The 20,669-nt window shown below is 34.9% G+C and carries 21 protein-coding genes; 6 read left to right on the top strand and 15 right to left on the bottom strand.

Features of this window, described 5'->3' with window-relative positions; all coding sequences use genetic code 11:
• Positions 1-46 precede the first annotated feature (46 nt).
• Together ACPF9A_RS04170 and ACPF9A_RS04165 are read right to left on the bottom strand one after the other, a co-directional pair.
• The gene (locus tag ACPF9A_RS04170) at positions 47-826 is read right to left on the bottom strand and encodes a zinc ribbon domain-containing protein (protein ID WP_424001929.1); all 780 of its coding nucleotides are present in this window, start codon (positions 824-826) and stop codon (positions 47-49) included.
• A gap of 1 nt (position 827) precedes the next feature.
• The gene (locus ACPF9A_RS04165) at positions 828-1,922 is read right to left on the bottom strand and encodes a Nif3-like dinuclear metal center hexameric protein (RefSeq protein WP_424004421.1); all 1,095 of its coding nucleotides are present in this window, start codon (positions 1,920-1,922) and stop codon (positions 828-830) included.
• A gap of 50 nt (positions 1,923-1,972) precedes the next feature.
• On the opposite strand from ACPF9A_RS04165, the gene lpxK reads away from it, so the two are divergent.
• Complete coding sequence (gene lpxK / locus ACPF9A_RS04160) at positions 1,973-2,974, top strand: tetraacyldisaccharide 4'-kinase (protein WP_424001927.1); 1,002 nt, start codon at positions 1,973-1,975, stop codon at positions 2,972-2,974.
• Here the strand turns inward: lpxK and ACPF9A_RS04155 are convergent.
• The 9 genes from ACPF9A_RS04155 to ACPF9A_RS04115 all read right to left on the bottom strand — a co-directional run bounded on the left by ACPF9A_RS04155 (position 2,955) and on the right by ACPF9A_RS04115 (position 11,883).
• Positions 2,955-5,117, bottom strand: a complete 2,163-nt coding sequence (locus ACPF9A_RS04155; RefSeq protein ID WP_424004419.1) for a response regulator — start codon at positions 5,115-5,117, stop codon at positions 2,955-2,957. The genes lpxK and ACPF9A_RS04155 overlap by 20 nt on opposite strands.
• Positions 5,118-5,170: 53 nt before the next feature.
• Positions 5,171-6,181 (bottom strand): type I glyceraldehyde-3-phosphate dehydrogenase, encoded by a 1,011-nt coding sequence (gene gap / locus ACPF9A_RS04150; protein WP_424001925.1) that lies wholly within the window; start codon positions 6,179-6,181, stop codon positions 5,171-5,173.
• A gap of 106 nt (positions 6,182-6,287) precedes the next feature.
• The gene (gene lipA, locus ACPF9A_RS04145) at positions 6,288-7,163 is read right to left on the bottom strand and encodes a lipoyl synthase (protein WP_424001923.1); all 876 of its coding nucleotides are present in this window, start codon (positions 7,161-7,163) and stop codon (positions 6,288-6,290) included.
• A gap of 109 nt (positions 7,164-7,272) precedes the next feature.
• On the bottom strand, positions 7,273-7,830 hold the full coding sequence (locus ACPF9A_RS04140; protein WP_424001921.1) for an RNA polymerase sigma factor: 558 nt from the start codon (positions 7,828-7,830) through the stop codon (positions 7,273-7,275).
• 43 nt (positions 7,831-7,873) lie between these two features.
• Complete coding sequence (locus ACPF9A_RS04135; protein WP_133688772.1) at positions 7,874-8,077, bottom strand: membrane or secreted protein; 204 nt, start codon at positions 8,075-8,077, stop codon at positions 7,874-7,876.
• A 74-nt stretch (positions 8,078-8,151) separates the two neighbouring features.
• Entirely contained in the window at positions 8,152-8,910 is a 759-nt protein-coding gene (locus ACPF9A_RS04130) for an anti-sigma factor domain-containing protein (protein WP_424001919.1), read from the bottom strand.
• Positions 8,907-9,470, bottom strand: a complete 564-nt coding sequence (locus ACPF9A_RS04125; RefSeq protein WP_424001917.1) for an RNA polymerase sigma factor — start codon at positions 9,468-9,470, stop codon at positions 8,907-8,909. Before ACPF9A_RS04125 ends, ACPF9A_RS04130 begins: the two co-directional genes overlap by 4 nt.
• 206 nt (positions 9,471-9,676) lie before the next feature.
• Entirely contained in the window at positions 9,677-10,693 is a 1,017-nt protein-coding gene (gene murB / locus ACPF9A_RS04120) for a UDP-N-acetylmuramate dehydrogenase (RefSeq protein WP_424001915.1), read from the bottom strand.
• Complete coding sequence (locus tag ACPF9A_RS04115) at positions 10,693-11,883, bottom strand: pyridoxal phosphate-dependent aminotransferase (RefSeq protein ID WP_424001913.1); 1,191 nt, start codon at positions 11,881-11,883, stop codon at positions 10,693-10,695. The genes murB and ACPF9A_RS04115 overlap by 1 nt, the downstream gene beginning before the upstream one ends.
• 148 nt (positions 11,884-12,031) lie before the next feature.
• Between ACPF9A_RS04115 and ACPF9A_RS04110 the strand changes: the two genes are divergently transcribed.
• A complete protein-coding gene (locus tag ACPF9A_RS04110) occupies positions 12,032-13,369 on the top strand; it encodes an aspartyl protease family protein (RefSeq protein ID WP_424001911.1) in 1,338 nt (445 codons plus the stop codon).
• Positions 13,370-13,423: 54 nt separating this feature from the next.
• Here the strand turns inward: ACPF9A_RS04110 and ACPF9A_RS04105 are convergent, their stop codons facing one another.
• Positions 13,424-13,816: a DUF1573 domain-containing protein gene (locus ACPF9A_RS04105; protein WP_424001909.1), complete on the bottom strand. Its 393-nt coding sequence runs from the start codon at positions 13,814-13,816 to the stop codon at positions 13,424-13,426.
• Positions 13,817-14,010: 194 nt separating this feature from the next.
• On the opposite strand from ACPF9A_RS04105, the gene ACPF9A_RS04100 reads away from it, so the two are divergent.
• From ACPF9A_RS04100 to ACPF9A_RS04085, 4 genes are all read left to right on the top strand, one after another.
• Positions 14,011-16,641: a valine--tRNA ligase gene (locus ACPF9A_RS04100; protein WP_424001907.1), complete on the top strand. Its 2,631-nt coding sequence runs from the start codon at positions 14,011-14,013 to the stop codon at positions 16,639-16,641.
• A 126-nt stretch (positions 16,642-16,767) separates the two neighbouring features.
• On the top strand, positions 16,768-17,652 hold the full coding sequence (locus tag ACPF9A_RS04095; RefSeq protein WP_424001905.1) for a dienelactone hydrolase family protein: 885 nt from the start codon (positions 16,768-16,770) through the stop codon (positions 17,650-17,652).
• A gap of 139 nt (positions 17,653-17,791) precedes the next feature.
• Positions 17,792-17,959 (top strand): lmo0937 family membrane protein, encoded by a 168-nt coding sequence (locus ACPF9A_RS04090; RefSeq protein ID WP_133674558.1) that lies wholly within the window; start codon positions 17,792-17,794, stop codon positions 17,957-17,959.
• Between the two features lie 91 nt (positions 17,960-18,050).
• Positions 18,051-18,815, top strand: a complete 765-nt coding sequence (locus ACPF9A_RS04085) for a creatininase family protein (protein WP_424001902.1) — start codon at positions 18,051-18,053, stop codon at positions 18,813-18,815.
• Positions 18,816-18,960: 145 nt separating this feature from the next.
• On the opposite strand, the gene ACPF9A_RS04080 is transcribed toward ACPF9A_RS04085, so the two are convergent.
• From ACPF9A_RS04080 to ACPF9A_RS04070, 3 genes are read right to left on the bottom strand one after another with little or no spacing between them, the layout of a single operon-like run.
• Positions 18,961-19,218 carry an acyl-CoA-binding protein gene (locus ACPF9A_RS04080; protein WP_424001900.1) on the bottom strand — a complete coding sequence of 86 codons (258 nt, stop codon included), beginning with the start codon at positions 19,216-19,218 and terminating at the stop codon, positions 18,961-18,963.
• Positions 19,193-19,876 carry a phosphatidylserine decarboxylase family protein gene (locus ACPF9A_RS04075; protein WP_424001898.1) on the bottom strand — a complete coding sequence of 228 codons (684 nt, stop codon included), beginning with the start codon at positions 19,874-19,876 and terminating at the stop codon, positions 19,193-19,195. The genes ACPF9A_RS04080 and ACPF9A_RS04075 overlap by 26 nt, the downstream gene beginning before the upstream one ends.
• Entirely contained in the window at positions 19,866-20,669 is an 804-nt protein-coding gene (locus ACPF9A_RS04070) for a phosphatidate cytidylyltransferase (protein ID WP_424001896.1), read from the bottom strand. Before ACPF9A_RS04070 ends, ACPF9A_RS04075 begins: the two co-directional genes overlap by 11 nt.

Genomic DNA, 20,669 nt, shown 5'->3' with positions numbered 1-20,669 from the left:
CCATCTTTTACAGATGGCTTTTTTAATATATGTTAGTTGTTTGCTGCTATAATTTAGCAAACATTTTTTGCATTTTTTCGCTTTCCTCTTCAGCTAGAATAGGATCAACCAAAATACGACCACTATGCTCATCTGTAATTATCTTCTTTCTTGAAGCAATTTCAACTTGAACCTGTGGTGGTATAGTAAAGAAAGAACCACCAGAAGCACCTCTTTCAATTGGCACAACAGCTAAACCATTCTTAACATTGTTACGAATACGTGCATATGCATTAACCAAACGCTCTTCGATTTTATCTTGATATTTGATAGACTCTTCAAGCAATGCTTTTTCTTCTTTCTCAGTTTCGGCAAGAATAGCATTCAATTCACTTTTCTTATGCTTTAAGTGTGCATCGCGTTCAGATAAACGCTCTTTGGTTTCAGAAATAACAGCTTTTTTCTGATCAATTTGAGCTTTGAATTCTTTTATGTTCTTTTCAGCCAATTGAATTTCCAATTCTTGGAACTCCAATTCTTTACTGATTGAATTGAATTCTCTACTGTTACGAACATTTTTTTGCTGCTCGCCGTATTTTTTAATTAAAGCCTTTGCTTCGTCAATAAGGTTTTTCTTAGCTCCGATTTCAAAATTGATATTTTCTAAATCAGATTTAAGTTTGTCCATTCTCGTTTTTAGGCCAAGGACTTCATCTTCCAAATCTTCTACTTCTAAAGGTAGTTCACCACGAACATTCCTTATTTCATCAACCCTAGAATCAATTAATTGCAAATCATATAATGCTCTTAACTTTGCTTCTACAGATGAATCTTCTTTTTTTGCCATATTAAAAATAATTGATGGGATTTGTTATACTTTCCGATAAATGGATTGCAAAATTAGGAATTTTTTTCGTAAGATAATCAACTAAAAGGTTTTTTGTAAACTGCTCAGTTTCAAAGTGTCCTATATCTGCCAAAACTATTTGGTTTTCAGCCTCGTAAAATTGATGGTATTTCAAGTCAGCGGTAACAAATACGTCTGCTCCGGCTGCTTTCGCAGCACCGATGGCAAAAGAGCCGCTACCACCTAAAACGGCAACTTTTTTAATTTTTCTACCAAGTAAATTTGAATGTCTAACGAGCTTTCCGTTCATTTTTAGCTTTAAATGGTTCAGAAAGTCCGTTTCGTTCATTTCATTTTCAAGTACGCCGATCATACCCATGCCAATATCTTGGTTCGTGTTTTCTATAGTTTGTATATCGTAGGCAACCTCTTCGTAAGGGTGTGTTTTTAGTAATGCCTGTAAAATGGCAAGCTCTTCATTTTTACCAAAAATACAGGTAAACATCGCCTCACGTTCTTCATGCGTTTTGCCTATTTCGCCTTTTACGGGGTTGGCATTTTCATTCGCTTTATATGTGCCTGTACCTTCATGAGAAAAGCTACAGTTCGAATAATTACCTATCTCACCCGCGCCAGCAATAAAAAGCGCATTTTTCACCTCTTCTAGATTATCGGTCGGAATGTAGGTAGTTAGTTTTTTAATAGTTCCTTTTTGTGGGATGAGAATTTTGGTGTTTTTTAAGCCTAGTACCTCGCAAATTTTAGCATTTACCCCATTTTTAGCATTGTCTAATGCGGTATGGTTTGAGTATATGGCGATGTCATTTTTAATCGCTTTAATGACCACACGTTCAACATAATTTTTACCTGTGATCTTTTTTAATCCCCCGAAAATAATAGGGTGAAAGCTTACGATTAAATTACATTTTTTGGCAATGGCTTCATCGATAACATTTTCTAAAGTATCTAGTGTAACCAGAACACCGCTAACCTCGGTAGAAGCGTTACCGACTAACAACCCTACATTGTCAAAATCTTCGGCATAGGTTAAAGGAGCAAACTCTTCTAAAATTTGGGTAATGTCTTTTACGGTCATTTTATTGAAAAATAAGATATTCAAAGATAAATTATTATAATTTCGTTCTGATGCAGGTGTTACGAAAACTTCTTTTTCCTATTTCATTGATCTACGGATTGATTGTCTTTCTTAGAAATCGATTATACGATATTGGTATTTTTTCATCACGGCAGTTTGCTACAAAAACCATTTGTGTAGGTAACTTAAGCGTTGGCGGAACAGGCAAGACACCTATGATAGAGTTGTTGGTGCGTTCACTATCGAGCAGCTATACATTGGCTATTTTAAGTAGAGGCTATAAGAGAAAGTCGGCAGGTTTTTTACTTGCTACAGAAAATACCAGTGTAGAAGATTTAGGCGATGAGCCTTTTCAGTTGAAAACTAAATTTCCTGATGTTGCGGTAGCAGTAGATGCCGACAGAAGAAATGGAATTAATCAGCTTGAAAATATAATAAAGCCAGAGGTAATTTTACTAGACGATGCTTTTCAACATAGAAAGGTGAAGCCAGATTTTTCAATTCTGTTAACTGCTTATGATAATTTGTATATAGATGATTGGTATTTGCCGACAGGTAATTTAAGGGATGCAAAAGGGGAAGCAAAAAGAGCTCATATTATTGTGGTCACTAAATGTCCGTCAGAAATTTCGAAACAAGAACGAGCTACAATAGCTGCAAAAATGAATCTCGCCCCCGATCAAAAGTTATTGTTTAGTTATTTAATGTATAATACTGATTTAAAAGGTACTGAGATGTCTTTAGAAGCTTTGAAAGATAAGAAGGTAACATTGGTGACTGGTATTGCCAATCCTGAGCCGTTAGAGCGTTTCTTAACTTCAGCAGGCCTCACCTTTGAACATTTAAAGTTTAAGGACCATCATTTTTTTACCGATCAAGAAATAGTAGATATAAAAAGTAAAGAATGCATTCTTACTACAGAAAAAGACTATGTGCGTTTACAGACTAAAATAGCTCAATTACATTACATCGAGGTAAAGCATGAGTTTTTAGAACATGGAAAAGAAGTTTTAGAAGCAGCGTTACACCAGTTTATGACAAAGACTTCCTAGTTCTTTTGTCAAAAATATTCTCCCCTATCTTTTGATAAAAAACTTCTGGCTTAAACGGTTTGGTAACAACATCGTCACAACCTGCAGCGTAAAAGCTTTCTAAACTATCATCTAGAGAAATAGCTGTTAAAGCAATAATCGGTGTGTCTTGATTGAATTTTCTTATTTCAATGGTAGCTTCTTCACCGCTAATACCCGGCATATGAATATCCATTAAAATAGCATCGTACACATTCTCTTGAGCGGCAGTAATTGCCTCATGGCCATTATTTGCTATATCACTTGTCATATCCCTTTTAGAAAGCATCTTTTTGGTAATGACCTGGTTTATCTTGTTGTCTTCAACGATAAGAAGGTGTAGCCCTTTAAAGTCATAATCTTTAGGGGTGATTTCGAATGAAATATCTTCAGAAGTGCTGTCAATACTCTTCATTTTAATCTCAAAGAAAAAAGAACTTCCTTCGTCTAATGTACTTTCTAGTTCAATTTGACTTTTGAATAGACCTAATAAACTTTTTACGATAGTCAAACCTAAACCAGTACCACCATATTCCCTATTAATTTGAATAGACCCTTGCTCAAATCCTTCGAAAATACTTTTTTGCTTTTCTTTAGAGATACCGATACCATTATCTTTAACTTCAAAATATATGGTAACATCATCTTCCACCTTGTTCAATAATTTAGCAATAACCTTAACTTCTCCTCCTCTAGTAAACTTAATAGAGTTACCAATTAAGTTCATGAATATTTGAGAAAGTTTTAGAGGGTCGCTCACTAAATTAGTTGGTATATCGGCATCGTACTCCAAAGTCAATTGGGTGTTGTTCGACTTAGCACTTTGCCCTAATGAATTTATAACCTCATTTATAACCTTGTTAAGATTGAACTCCATATTTAGGGGTTCTAACTTATTGGCATCAATTTTATTAATATGTAGAATGTCATTAATAAAATTAAGTAAATAATCTCCAGAGAATTTTAGTGCCTTTAAATGTTCCTTTTGATGCTCTTCTGGGTCTTCCTCTAATAAAAGGTGGGTTAAACCGGTAACAGCGTATAACGGCGTTCTAAGTTCGTGACTAACAGTAGAAAGAAAGTTTGTTTTCGCTTCCATGGCTTGTACTGCGCCATCACGAGCAATTTGTAATTCTTTATTTTTAGTCTGTAAAAGGTCGTTTGTCTTTAATTTTATTTGGTTGTTTCTGTACAGTGTTACAGCCAAAAGTGAAATAATGATTAAAAAGGCAGAGGTCAGTATTGCGGTAAGTTCAGATCTATTTTGAGACTCGGTAAGTTCTTCGATCTTCTTTTCTTGACGAGCTATTTCTTCCGTTTTATAATCATCTCTAATCTTATCGGCAGTTTTAGCTTCAATTATATTCTTATCAATATTGAATATCGAATCTTTTAATTGTACCAGATTTTGGGTGTTTACCAGCGACTTCTGGTATAAACCTAGTCTTTCATATACCGAAGATAAAAGTGTATTTGCATTCTTGATATCTTCTAAAAAGCGGTTGTCAATAGCGAGGCTTAACGCATTTTCACCATTTTTTGCAGCTTCAGATAAGTTATCTGATTTTAAATTTAGCTCTGCAAGGGTCAAATATGCCTGGGTAGTAAGATATTCTTTTTCGTAAAGATCCGTATTTACAATAAGCGAATTCAAATTTTTTGAAGCGCTATCATATTTTTCTAAACTGAGGTAAACTTTTGCTTCGGTTAACAGTAGATTGTTATAGAAATTACGATCGTTATTTAACTGTTTTGCCTCGTTTAGCATGAACAATGCTTGAAAATTTCTATTGCTTCTATGCAATAGAATAGCTTCAATATACTTGTGCATACCGTCGCCATAAGGGTATTCGACATCTTTTAGTAATACACTTGCGCGATCCCAGTAAAATTCGGTGTCACCTTCTTTGTCGATTTTCAAATAAAGCAAAGCCAATTCGTGTAAGCTATCTATGAGTCCCTTTATATCTTCGCCTTTCTCGGCTTCGTTCGCGGCAGTATTTAAAGTCTCAAGTGCAAGGTCTATTTTATCTTGATTTTTGAATTTTCTTGCCTGATCAAAATACGGTTGTATATCTGTCTTTTGAATTTGTTCTTGTGAAAATAGGGTAGTGGTAGTCGCCATAATTACAATGGGGACTAGTAATAGTTTAAATACTTTATTTAAAAATAAGATTTTCAAATATAATTTTTAATAGTAATGAAATTAATTAAATCTATTATTCTACTGCTATAGCCGGTTTCATTATCGTACCAGCCAATAATTTTAACCATTTTTCCTATGACCGAAGTCATCAAAGAATCAAACGTACAAGAATAGCAACTATTGTTTATATCAATAGAAACTATTGGGTCACTAGTATAGTGAAGAATATTTTTAAAATGGTTCTGTGATGCTTTCTCAAATGTAGAGTTTATTTCTTCAATACTTGTAGCCCTTTTTACATTCAAGGTTATATCGGTAAGCGAGCCATTTGGTACGGGTACTCGTATGCCACAACCACCTATAGAGTCTGCCAGTTCTGGAAATATTTTAGTTAACGCTTTTGCTGCACCAGTAGTGGTTGGTACTATAGATTGCGATGCTGCACGCGCCCTTCTTAAATCTCTATGAGGTTGGTCATGGAGACTTTGATCTGTAGTGTAAGAATGTATAGTGGTAATATATGCTTGTTCAATGCCGCATAGATCATTCACTATTTTTATCATCGGGGCAGCATTGTTTGTAGTACAAGATGCGTTTGAAATGATGTCATCATCTTTTGTTAGTGAATTTTCATTGATGCCATAAATAATCATCTTTATGTCATCTTCAGTTGGCGGAACGGACAAGATTACTTTTTTGGCGCCATTTTTAATATGAAAAGCCAATGTTTCTCTATCCTTAAATTTACCCGTGCATTCTACTACTAAATCGACAGCGGCCGATGCCCAATTTATATTAGAAGGATGCGATTCGTTAAACAATACAATTGGTGTATCGTTAACAATGATATGCGTACCATCGTGCGAAATCGTATGTGGCGATGTGCCGTGTATACTATCGTATTTCAATAAATGAGAAAGAGTGCGGGTATCTGCCAAATCATTAATGGCAACAACATTAAAATTTTCATGTTCTTGCATTAGTCGAAATAGGGTTCTACCTATTCGTCCAAAACCATTGATGCCTATGTTAAGTTTCTGCATTGGTTACCGTTGGTTGTATTTATTAGTGCTCATAGTTCCGTCACATATAGAACCAGCAAATTATCTTAGAATTAATCTAAGCGATTGGTATGTTTTCAGGGAAATTTTATAGGATGTGCTTGTGCGCCTTGTATGAAGAACGAACCAAAGCACCACTTTCTACATGTCTAAATCCCATTTCAAGACCTATATCTTCGTATTTCTTAAACTGATCCGGAGTTATAAACTCTTTTACAGGAAGGTGTTTTTTAGAAGGCTGTAAATATTGACCAATGGTAACAACATCTACATCTGCATTTCTAAGATCGGCTAAAGTTGTAATAACTTCATCTTCATGTTCACCAAGACCTAACATAATACCAGATTTAGTTCTTCTTATCCCTTGTTTTTTCAAGTAATTAAGTGCTTCCAGACTACGTTCGTATTTTGCTTGTATACGCACTTCTCTAGTTAGTCTTTTAACAGTTTCCATATTGTGAGATACAACTTCAGGAGAAACGGCTATAATTCTATCTAAATGCTTTTCTATACCTTGAAAATCAGGAATTAAAGTCTCTAAAGTTGTTGTAGGGTTCATTCTACGTATCGCCTTAACAGTTTCTGCCCATATGATAGAACCCATGTCTTTAAGGTCATCTCTATCAACAGATGTAATTACCGCGTGCTTAATACCCATAATTTTTATAGACCTAGCTACTTTTTCAGGTTCTGCCCAATCTACATTTTCTGGTCTACCGGTTTTAACACCACAGAATCCGCATGATCTAGTACATACATTACCTAAAATCATGAAGGTAGCAGTACCTTCTCCCCAGCATTCTCCCATATTAGGGCAACTACCACTGGTGCAGATAGTATGTAGGTCGTACTTGTCGACCAAGCCTCTTAGCTGTGTGTATTTCTTACCCGTAGGTAATTTTACCCTAAGCCATTTCGGTTTGCCTTTAGGTGGAGCAACATTTTCGTTTAAGACTGTAGACATGCTTTAATTTTGATACAAATATACGAACTAATAAAGTGAGGATAAAGAAGAATTATATACCTCACAAATGAGTTTTAAATTATGAAAAATATATGTGATATAGCGTCAATTACTTTCTTGCTTTAATAATTTCTGAAAGTAGTTTTTTTGCCCGTAGCAATTTTACTTTCACGCTATTCATAGGCTCGTTCAATTGAGTGGCAATTTCGGCGTAGCTTAACTCATTAAAATACCTGAGATTAATAACCGATTGGTAATGAGGTTTTAACTTTTTAATATCTCTTAATAAATCTGCTAAATTCTGCTCTTGAATCAACTGGTCCTCCATAGAAGGTGAAGCATCTAAAGTACTTGTTATTGCTTCAGAATTGCTTCTAGAATCTAATAAACTCTTTTTACGCTTTCTTACTAAATCAATATGAATGTTTTTAGAGATAGCGATTAACCAAGTTTTAAAAACATACGTATCGTTGTAGGTATGAATTTTGTCAAAAGCTTTAGAGAATGTCTGAATAGTAATGTCTTCAGTATCGTTCTCGTTTTCGGTACGTTTTAGTTGAAATCCGTAAACATCGTTCCAAAACATATCAAGCAGTCGACTAAAAGCAATTTGGTTGCCTTCTTTCGCTTTACGAATTGTTTCTTCTAAAGTGTCTGTGTTATTCAAATACTGATTTTGGTATGCGTAATGTTAAGATAACGAATTTTGCTTACTCGGTAATCATATCCTTTTTGCAATCTTGCTCACTTGGCATTTTACCGCACATACCACAAGCTTGCCCATCTTGATTAAGAAAAGGACTTTGACTCGCGCAAGTTCCTGCAAACTCTCCGTCTTTTTTAGACCATATTTTAATTGCGATACCCGCAAATGCCAATGCTAACAACCCAATGGTTAATAATGCTAGTTTCATATGCTAAATTTTAAACAAAGATAAAAAATAAAGCCCCAAAATGGGGCTTTAAGAATACTTTATATGTGTTAGGGTTAGTAAGCTATATTCGCTACTATATTTTCTACACTAGGTGCATGATTACCACCTTTTTGCTCAATTGTAATATAACCTACGGCATTTTCTGCATATGGTAGTGCCAATAATTTTTGTTGGTCACCAGCCTCTTCGATAATACCAAGGTTTATCATTTTGCCATTAACTTCTGCCCACATTTGAAAACACTGACTTTCAGGTATGTGTGGTAGTTGGCTAACGTTTATATATGATAATTTTTTTACAGGGTTGATGTAAGCAACAGCTTTCAAGTCTTTTGCCTTTTGGTTACCCTTCACATTATATTTTTTAGTTTGAGGATTGTTAAGTACAATAAACTGGTTACGTACATCTTCTAACTGCTCTTTCATATTTTCTTCAAGCAATTTTATCTTATTGCTAACAACACTGTTCTCTTCTTGTAAACTCTGGTTTTGACTCCAGAAAAAAGTTGAGATGCCAATAAACATAATAGCGGTAATACTAGCAGCGATTGCGTAACTGTAAAATCTTTTTCTGCCCTTACGTTCAGCCTTAATTCTAGAGTTTATTTTATCCTTTAGACCTTGCGGTGCATCAATAGCATGAAGTTTGGCAAAAATCTCAAGGTTATCTTGCAGCTCGGCATATGTTTCTCTTACCTCAGGGTACATAGCGATGTAACGCTCAACCTGCATGCTTTCTAATTCTGTGGTCGTACCTAAAAGGTATTGTTCCAAAAGATCAGAATCAAGGAAAATTTTTATTTTGTCTTTCATAATACAATATTTAAAATCATGGCAATTAAGGCAGGGCCATAGATTTTGCCTAACTCGCGCAATCCTATTTTAAGTCTAGATTTAATGGTTCCTAAGGGTATATCCAACTCTTCACTTGCTTCTTGTTGGGTCATTCCTTGAAAGAAAAGGGCTTCTAGAACAATTTGATATTTTTCTTCAATTTTGTCTAGATGTTCCTTCACATCCATTAACTCTGGCCTTGTACTTTCTACGCCTAATGTATATACGTCAGAAACATCTATTTGGATTTCTTTATCAGATTTTGTGTTAACACTTCTTAATTTATCAATAGCGGTGTTACGTGTAATTCTAAATAACCAAGTAAAAAGCTTCGCTTTTTTTGGATCGTAGGTGTCCGCCTTTTTCCAAATTTTAACAAAAGATTCTTGAACGACATCTTGAGCAAGATCAGGATCGCGTACGACCTTATTAGCGACACCTAGTAGGGTGTCGGCATAATGATCGTATAAAAGAGAAATGGCTTTTTCGTTTCGCTCTTGTAATAATTCAACAATATGATTTTCTAATAGAGTGCTCATAATTTATATGATGTACATTTTTTTTTAGAATGGACATCCAAATGATAATATTGAACCGTATATGGTTAAACGCTAAATTATAAAATTGATTGTTATAGATGCGTTTTCTAAAAATATATATTGAATAAGTGGTCGGCTGGTAACTGCCCACTTTGTTTTTGGTTGGTTTGGTTTGGTAATAACCCTTGTAATTTTTATTACAGGGGTTATTTTATTAAGTTAACCTCCGGACTTATTTCAATTCCGAATCTTGTTTTTACGGCTTCAATAATTTTCGCCGAAAGGTCTAGAATTTCTTTACCAGTTGCCTTGTCATAATTAACAAGTACCAAAGCTTGATTCTTATGAACTCCTGCATCGCCAAAGCGTTTTCCTTTAAAACCGCATTGCTCAATTAACCAACCTGCCGGAATTTTATATAATTCTTCGGTCATCTTATAAAAAGGAGCTTCGGCATTCTTTGAAATAAAAGCTTCAAATATTTTTTTTGAAACTATTGGGTTTTTGAAAAAACTACCACTGTTGCCTAAAACTTTTGGATCGGGCAATTTGCTTTGTCGTATAGCAATTACCGCATTTGAAATATCTTTAATGGTCGGGTTTGAAATCGACTCTTTTTTTAATTGTTTTTCAATGGCACCGTATCCAGAATTAATTTGATGATTTTTCTTGGTAAAAGAAAAGGTCACCGAGGTAATTACGAATTTGTCTTTTCCTTCGTTTTTAAAGAATGAATCTCGGTATCCGAAGTTGCATTCTTCCTTTGTTAAGGTAACTAATTCTTGGTCAGTAATTCTAACGGCATCACAACTTACAAAACAATCTTTTAGTTCAACACCGTATGCTCCAATGTTTTGAATAGGTGCGGTACCAGTGTTGCCAGGTATTAATGACATGTTTTCTAATCCCCCGAAATTATTATCTAAAGTCCACATGACCAGCTCGTGCCAATTCTCACCTGCCATTACCTGTACATGAACTATTTCGTCAGATTCAGATAGAATTCTCTTTCCTTTTAAATCAACATGAATAAACAACGCATCGATTTTATCAGAAAGTAGCATATTACTACCACCGCCAATTATTATTTTTCGAGGATAGTTTTCCTTGCTAAGAATATACTTTAATTCTTCAATAGAGGTTACTTCTGCAAAATATCTTGCAGTAGCATCAATACCGAATGTATTGTAATTCTTTAAAGAAAAATGTTCTTGTACAATCATTAACCTTTGTAACTCTTAAGCGCTTCTTTTAGTATGCGAACTGCTCTTTTTAAACTCTCTTGATCAAGAACGTATGCAATTCTAATTTGATTTTTACCTAAACCTTCGGTAGCATAAAAACCTGCGGCAGGTGCAACCATAACAGTTTCGTTATTTAAATTAAAGTCTTCTAATAACCATTGAGCAAAATGGTCGGCATCTTTAATAGGTAATTCGGCAATACAATAAAATGCACCTTGAGGTCTTGCAATCTTAACACCTTCAATTTGTTCTAATTCTGCAATTAATATATTTCTACGTGCTACATATTCGGTTTTTACCTCTGCAAAATAACTATCAGGTGTGTCTAAAGCCGCCTCGCTTGCAATTTGAGCATATGTTGGTGGCGAGAGTCTTGCCTGTGCAAATTTCATTGACGTTGCAATAAATTCTTTATTCTTAGAAACTAGGTACCCTATACGTGCACCGCACATGCTATATCTTTTAGAAACCGAATCAATAACAATGGCATGTTCTTCTAATCCTTCTTCCTTTAGTATTGAAGCATGGGTTTTGTCATCATAGGTAAATTCTCTATATACTTCGTCGGCAACTAAAAAGATATTATGTTTCTTAACAAGTGTTGCTAATTTTTGAATTTCTTCTTTACTATATAAATAACCGGTAGGGTTACCAGGGTTACATATTAATATAGCCTTTGTTCTAGGGGTAATTAATTTTTCAAAATCTTCGATAGGTGGTAAGGCAAAATTATCTTCTAGTTTTGAGACTACAGGCACCACGGTAACTCCGCAAGCAGTTGCAAATCCGTTGTAATTGGCGTAAAAAGGCTCGGGTATTATAATCTCGTCATCTGTATCTGCAATGGTATTCATTGCAAAAGACAATGCTTCAGAACCACCTGTTGTTACAATTATATCTGCCGCATTTACATGTATGTCGTTTTTTGCGTAATACTTGGCAATTTTAGTTCTGAATTCTTCAGAACCTTCGGTACGGCTGTATTCCAGTACATTAATATTATTGTTTTTGACAGCATCTAAAGCCTGTTGCGGGGTTTTTATATCTGGTTGTCCAATATTTAAATGAATAACGGTAACCCCTCTCTTTTTTGCATTTTCAGCAAACGGTACTAGCTTTCGTATAGGAGATTGGGGCATGGTAAGCCCCTTATTTGAAACAGATGGCATATGAATTATATTTTACACAAAAGTGATAAATGATAATGGTTCTTACAAAGTAATTAGGTTTTTATTTGATTTTTTGCTGAGTGTTAAAATTAGGGGTTGCATCAAATAATTATGTAACTTAAGAAGGGTTAACTAATTCATATAGATTATGTTACGAAAATATTCCATAGTTTTTGTCATTTTTATTTGGAGTTTTTCTTTTTCAGGAATAGCTCAAACCTTTCAATTGCCTGCGGGAAAGAAATTTCAAAAAGTCAAATTCGAGCTTATTAATAATTTGATGGTCATACCTGTAGAGGTAAACGGTACCGAGCTATCATTTGTACTTGATTCAGGTGTGGGTACGCCTATATTATTCAATTTGGCAGACCAAGATTCAATACAATTAAATAATGTTACCGAGATAACTATAAATGGTTTGGGTGATGGAGACCCTATTAATGCCTTAAAATCGACTAGAAATTTTGTACAGCTTGGTGATATTAAAAATACTTCTCAAAATATTTATGTAGTTATGGATGCCGGTATTAATTTCTCACCGAGTCTAGGCGTGCCTGTGCATGGTATAATAGGTTATGATCTGTTCAGAGATTTTGTAGTCGATATTAATTACGTAAAACAAACCATTAAATTTCATGACCCAGAGTTATATAAATATAAAAAGGCTAAGAATACTAGGATTGTAGATATGTCGGTTATCAGAAAGAAGGCATATTTAGATGCATTTGTGATGATAAGTAAGAATGACGAAATACCAGTGAAAATGTTATTGGATACTGGTAGTAGTGATGCTGTTTGGCTTTTTGAAGATGAAAGAATTGAATTGCCAGAGAAACATTATCAAGATTTTTTAGGAAAAGGACTCGCTGGAGATATATATGGTAAGAGAACAAAAATCAGTCATTTAAAGATTGCAGATTTTATACTGAGTGATGCCAAGGCGGCTTTCCCTGACATGGAGACTTTTACAACAATTACAGATTTTGGTGGTAGAAATGGGAGCTTGGGTGGCGAGGTTATTAAGCGGTTTAATATCGTATTCGATTATAAGAATGAGAAATTGATAATGACCAAAAATTCTAATTTCGGTAAGCTATTTCAGTATAATATAAGCGGAATCGATTTGCAACATGCAGGTATGCGATACGTGTCAGAAAGAATTACCGATTCTAATGGTGTGTTAAATAGTAGTGCAAAGACCTATGGTAATGTACAAATTATACTTCAGGGCGCTACAAGGTTAAGTTTGGTGCCAGAAATAATTGTTTCGGGAATACGTCAAGGGAGTCCGGCACATTCGGCAGGCTTACGAGAAGGAGATGTAATCTTAGCAGTTAATGGCAAACGCATCCACCGGTATAAACTACAGGAGATAATGCATATGCTTAATTTTAAAAAAGACAAGAAGATAAAGGTATTGGTAGAGCGTTATGATAATGATCTGCTGTTTAGTTTTGTTCTAAAACCTTTGTTTGATGAACAATAGCGCATAAAAAAAGCCCAACTTCTCAGTTGGGCTTTTCGTTTTTTTAAAAGTTTTTTATTTGGTACCGGTAGTAGCTTGAACTTCTCCTTTGATTTTTAAAACCTTAGTCGGAGTGTCAGCATTAGATATTACCGTAATCGCTTTACGAATAGGGCCAACTCTATTGGTATCATATTTTACCTGAATCTCACCTGTTTTACCTGGTAAAATTGGGTCTTCTGGTTTTTTCGGAATTGTACAACCACAACTAGAACTTACTTTGCTAATAATAAGTGGTGCAGTACCGGTGTTTGTAAATTCAAAAACTCTTACTCCGTGAGATCCTTTAGCGATTTCACCGTAATCTACAGTTTCAGATTTAAATTCGATTTTGGCTGCGGTATCTTGAGCAGTTAAGCTAAATCCTAGCAAGCCAATAAATAATACAAGTACTATTTTTTTCATCATTTTTAATTTTGGGTGGAAGTCAAAATTAAATCTTTTCAGATCAACCTCAAAATCCTTTTGTTATACTCTAACGTTACTTATTTTTGTTTCGTATTTATCTTTGGGCAAAATTCAGCTGAAATGACCGTTAGAATGTCAATTCAGCTTTATTTTTAACAACCCATTTTATTATTATTCAAAAACTGTTCCAAAAAATGGAAATTCCTTCAAAATATAATCCGCAGTCCACAGAATCGCATTGGTATGATTACTGGATGAAAAACGGTTACTTTCATTCTGTACCAGATGACAGAGAACCTTATAGTATTGTAATACCACCGCCTAACGTGACGGGCATATTACATATGGGGCACATGCTGAACAATACCATACAAGATGTATTGATCAGACGAGCCCGTCTTTTAGGCAAAAATGCATGTTGGGTGCCGGGTACAGATCATGCCTCTATTGCTACTGAAGCAAAAGTTGTTGCTAAATTAAAAGAGCAAGGCATCAATAAAAACGATCTTACAAGAGATGAATTTTTAAAGCATGCTTGGGATTGGACAAATGAATACGGTGGAATCATTCTCGAGCAGCTGAAAAAATTGGGATGTTCTTGCGATTGGGACCGTACCGCGTTCACTATGGATCAAGAACGCTATGATAGCGTTATCAAGGTTTTTGTGGATCTATTTAACAAAGGCTTGATCTACCGAGGGTATAGAATGGTGAATTGGGATCCAGAAGCTCAAACAACCCTGTCAGATGAAGAGGTGATTTATGAAGAAAAGCAAGGCTTGTTATATTATCTATCTTATGCTATTGAGGGTTCAAATGAAAAAGTAACCATTGCGACCACAAGACCAGAAACGATTTTGGGTGATACTGCTATATGTATTAATCCGAATGACGAACGATTTACGCATCTAAAAGGTAAAAAGGTAATTGTTCCTATTTGTAATAGAGTAATACCAATAATAGAAGATGAATATGTAGATATTGAATTCGGTACAGGTTGTTTAAAAGTGACGCCTGCACACGATATCAATGATAAAGCTCTTGGCGAAAAGCATAATTTAGAAACTATCGATATTTTCAATGACGATGCGAGCTTAAATAGTTTTGGATTGCATTATGAGGGTAAAGATCGTTTTGTTGTTAGAAAAGAAATCTCTAAAGAATTAGAAGAATTAGGTGTTCTGGTTAAGACAGAGACTCATATTAACAAAGTAGGTACTTCAGAAAGAACCAAGGCTGTTATTGAACCGAAATTGTCCGATCAGTGGTTCCTGAAAATGGAAGATTTAGCAAAACCGGCTTTAGAAGCGGTGATGGAGACTGGTGACATTAAATTGCATCCAAAGAAATTTGAAAACACATACCGTCATTGGATGGAGAATGTTCGTGATTGGAATATTTCAAGACAACTATGGTGGGGACAGCAAATACCAGCTTTCTATTTCGGTGACGGTCAAGAAGATTTTGTAGTAGCGGCAAACGTAGCAGATGCTTTAAAGCTTGCAAAAGAAAAATCAGGTAAGTCAGATTTACAAGAAAGTGACTTGAGGCAAGATGCCGATGTTTTAGATACATGGTTTTCATCTTGGTTGTGGCCAATGAGTGTATTTGGCGGTATTATGGAGCCGGATAATGAAGAGATAAACTATTACTACCCAACGAACGATTTAGTAACTGGGCCAGATATTTTATTTTTCTGGGTAGCTAGAATGATAGTTGCCGGGTATGAGTTTAGAGGAGAAAAGCCTTTTGAAAATGTTTATTTCACCGGATTGGTTAGAGATAAGCAACGTAGAAAAATGTCTAAGTCCTTAGGTAATTCGCCTGATGCTTTAAAGTTAATCGAAGATTATGGTGCCGATGGGGTTCGTGTAGGTATGCTCATGTCTGCTGCTGCAGGAAACGATTTAATGTTCGATGAAGATCTTTGTCAGCAAGGAAAAAACTTTGCCAATAAAATCTGGAACGGATTTAGACTAGTTCAAGGTTGGGAAATTGCCGATATTCCACAACCAGAAGCTTCAAAGCTTGGTTTAGAGTGGTACGAGTCTAAGTTGAATAAGACCTTGCTAGAGATAGAAGATCATTTCGAAAAATTCCGTATTTCAGATGCTTTAATGTCCATCTATAAATTGGTTTGGGACGATTATAGCTCTTCATTACTAGAGATTATAAAACCTGCTTACCAGCAGCCTATAGATAGCGCAACTTATGACAAGGTAATTCAATTATTTGAACAGAACTTGAAACTTTTGCACCCATTTATGCCATTTTTGACAGAAGAAGTTTGGCAGCATATTGCAAAAAGAGACAAGACCGAGGCTTTAGTGATATCAAAATGGCCAACAGTAGGTAAAATTGATGAAGAACTTATAGCGCAATTCGATTTTGCCGCTGAGGTTATTGCAGGAGTTAGAACCATCAGAAAAAACAAGAATATTCCGATGAAGGAGTCGTTGGAATTATCGGTTTTAAATTCTGAAGATGCAAGTAACCGTTGGGATGTTGTTATTTCGAAACTTACCAATGTCTCAGAAATCAGTTATTTAAATGAGCAGCTAGAAGGCGCGCTAACTTTTCGTGTAAAAAGTAACGAGTACTTTGTGCCAATGGAAGGTGCTATTGATGTAGAAGCTGAAATTGTTAAAATAAAAGAAGAGTTAAAGTATACCAAAGGCTTCTTAATCTCTGTTCAAAAGAAACTTTCTAATGAGCGATTTGTAAGCAATGCACCCGAAAAGGTAATTACTATAGAACGTCAAAAACTGTCAGATGCTGAAGCTAAAATTGAAACTTTAGAAAAAAGTTTAGCTAGTTTAGAATAAGATACGGTAACATAATTATAAAGCCCTCATTTCTATAGTATTAGAAATGAGGGCTTTTCTATTGTTAAAAACAGATATACAACCAATTGATTTTTGTAGTTTTAGTAAGAACAAAAAGCTAAGAAAATGAAACCACTTAAAAAAGAAGATATTAAACAAGAGGTATTTGACCTGTATGACGACTACGCCCATAATAAATTAGAACGCCGAGACTTTGTTCAGAAACTTTCGGTCTATGCAGTTGGTGGTCTTACAGTGCCTTCATTAATGAGCTTTTTAATGCCCGATTATCAAAATACTTTTTTGGTAGATAAAAACAATCCAGATTTAGATTCGGGTTTTATTACCTATGATTCTACTAAAGGTGGCGGAGAAATAAAGGCATTACTTTCCAAGCCAAAATCTATAGAAGATAAATTACCAGGTATTGTTGTAGTTCATGAAAATAGAGGATTGAATCCGTATGTAGAAGATACCGCAAGAAGAGCAGCTTTGGCAGGTTTTGTAACTATTGCACCAGATGCCCTGAGTCCGTTAGGTGGTTATCCAGGTAATGATGATGAAGGTAGAGAGATGCAAAAAACTCGTGATAGAGATGAAATGTTAGAAGATTTTATAGCAGCATTTGAATATTTAAAAAATCATGAAAATTGTAACGGTAAAATAGGAGTAGTAGGATTTTGTTTCGGAGGATGGATTTCTAACATGATGGCAGTAAAAGTACCAGATTTGGCAGCAGCTGTACCTTTTTATGGCGGTCAGCCCACAGAAGGGATAGAAAATATAAATGCACCTTTGATGTTGCAGTATGCAGGTTTAGATGAACGTGTAAACGCCGGATGGCCAGCTTATGAAAAGGCGTTGAATGAACTTGGTAAAGAGAATGTTGCCTATTTCTACCCAGAGGTAAACCATGGTTTTCATAATACCTCTACACCTAGATATGATGAGCCTGCAGCAGAGTTGGCATGGTCACGTACTATTGAATTTTTTAAAGAAAAGCTGATATAAAGTATTGTTGGTACGTAGTTTTACTTGTTTGTATGATTACTAAAATAAAAATTTAGAGTTAGTATTCATTTTATTTGAGTTAAGGATACAGGTGTAGTTCTTTTAGTTTTGTCATATAAACAATCTAAAAAAACACATTATGAGAAGTCTATTATGGTTAGTAGCAGTTATTTGTATAATTATATGGTTATTAGGAATGTTAGGTATTGTTCCAGGACTTGCAACCGGTAGTTTAGTACATATTTTATTGGTAATAGCAGTTGTTGTTATTCTTTACAATATTATTTCAGGTAAAAAGGTATTGTAGTACCTATTTCGAATAAATCATATTTAAAATATATAGAAGCCCTTGATTGATTTCAAGGGTTTTTTTATGCTTTAATAGTATCTTTAATACTATGATAAGACCTTATGTACTTGCCGAAACGAACTGGGAACATTTAAAAGATGAGCAAATAGATTTAGCAATATTGCCGTGGGGCGCTACTGAAGCGCACAACTATCACTTACCATACGGCACAGATAATTACCAAGCACAAAGTATGGTAGAATCTGCTGCTAAAATTTCATGGGAAAAGGGCAAAAAGATTATTATGCTTCCCACAATACCTTATGGCGTAAATACAGGTCAGAGTGATATCTACTTAGATATGAACCTTAATCCGTCAACCCAATTGGCAATTTTAAAAGATTTAGTCACTGTTTTAAATAGGCAGGGCATTAAAAAGCTGCTGCTTTTTAATGGTCATGGCGGTAATAATTTCAAACCAATAGTTAGGGAGTTGGGCTTATTATTTCCAGATATGTTTATTAGCTTTTGTTTTTTTCCGCCAATGCTAGATAAATCGAAGTATTTTAAAGAAAAAGGAGACCATGCCGATGAAATGGAAACAAGTCTAATGCTTTATCTAAGACCAGATCTAGTGCAACCAAAAGATAAATGGGGTAGTGGTAGTGCAAAGACATTTAAAATCGAAGCGTTCAATGAAGGTTGGGCGTGGGCAGAAAGGCAATGGTCGAAGGTAAGTAGCGATACAGGTATCGGTGATCCGCAGTTTGCTACAGCAGAAAAAGGAGAACGTTTTTTTAATGATGTTTGCGAGAAATTAGATGAACTATTTTGTTCACTCTGCGATGCTGACTTAGAAGATTTATATCACTAAATAGATTTTCCTATATTAATGTTGATAGAGAATCTTAATATCGGCAACAATGCCTAGAATGGTGTAATTTGAATGCTGATTTTTAAATCGAATATTTAAGTAATACTTTATTAACGAGGAATAAAATTGTTTAGCGCAGCAGTACTTATTTAAGTTCTTTGGTCGCCAATTCAATATAAGCTTGCATTGCTTTCTTTTTACTCATGTTTTTAGCTTGAAACAAAGCATTGGCCTTAAATGCATTTATTAAAGGAGTTTTACTACCAGGATTATCAAAATTGGAGTTCGCAATTTTATAGTAAGCGTACAATTTTAAAAGAATATCGGCAGGTAAAGGTTCAGTAAAATTATTTACCAAAGCAACGGTAGCCTCAAATTCAATATGTAAGTTCGTCTTTTTCATTTGGGTCAACAAAAGTAGCTATGCATGTTTCGGCACCTATCACCTTTTGGTTCAATTTTACATTAATTTGGCAATCTAAAGGTAAGAACAAGTCTACTCTAGATCCAAATTTAATAAAACCTGCATCGTCACCCTGTTGTACACTTTCCCCTTTTTCTGCGTAATTAACAATGCGCCTAGCTAAAGCGCCAGCTATCTGTCGGTATAAAATTTCGCCAAATTTAGGCGTTTTAATAACCACAGTGGTCCTTTCGTTTTCTTCACTTGACTTAGGGTGCCAAGCAACGAGATATTTACCTGGGTGATATTTAGAAAAGGTAATACTACCACTTGCAGGATATCTGGTAACATGCACGTTTACCGGAGACATAAAAATAGATACTTGTCTTCTTTTATCCTTAAAGAACTCTTTCTCAAAAACTTCTTCAATAACCACAACTTTACCGTCCACTGGGGCTAAAATTTCATTGAAATCCTTTAATGCAACTCTCTTAGGGTTTCTAAAGAATTGTAAAATAGTAATTAAGATAATTAAGCCTAATATTTGAATTACCATTCGTAACCAGGCGATATCAATAAAGAAATGGGCCAATAGAATACTGGCGCCAATAATTACAAATGAAAATAATATTATTTTTTGTCCCTCCCTATGAAACATAACTGAATATATTTAAAGTTAAATAAGCAAACGGTGCTGCAAATACCAAACTGTCTAATCTATCTAGCATACCGCCATGCCCCGGCAAGATAGCACCACTATCTTTAACACCTGCAGTTCTTTTGAATTTAGATTCAATCAAATCACCTAAACTACCTGCTACTACAATAACAGTTGCAAGTATCATCCATTGAATTGGACTAATTAGTGATTCAAAAGTAGCCATTAAATATGCCGCAGCTAATGCAAATATAAAACCTCCTAAAGTACCTTCAACAGTTTTCTTGGGAGAAACGGAAGGAAATAATTTAGTTCTACCAATACTTTTACCTACCAGGTAAGCAAAAGAATCATTCACCCAAATAAGAATAAAAATACCCATGATAAGTAATTTTGCAAAAGCATCATTTTTGTAAGGTATCATGGTTAAAAAAATACATCCGCCGCCAATATAAAACAACCCCACTAATAACTTTAGGGGTGTATTGAACTGCAATGGTTTTTTGCTGAAAAGATTATAAAGAAGATAAATATCCACCACAATGGTAATCAGCATTAAAATATTTATTATTTGCTGATCTTTTACTAAATAAATAAATGCCCACCACAGTGCTAAATAGGCAGCAAAAATATGGTACCCTTTTAGGCGAACTAGCTTCTTATATTCATAAAGACAGGCTAGACCAAAGGTCATAAATAAAAAATCGAATGCATCAGAGCTTAAAAAAACTGCTGACAATAATAAAATAATGTAGACAGCCCCAGTAAGCGATCTTCTTAAAATTTCTTTCAT

The organism is Maribacter sp. IgM3_T14_3 (assembly GCF_049603095.1).
In the GTDB taxonomy this organism is placed as follows: Bacteria; Bacteroidota; Bacteroidia; order Flavobacteriales; family Flavobacteriaceae; genus Maribacter.
This window is presented reverse-complemented; position numbering and strand designations above follow the sequence as displayed.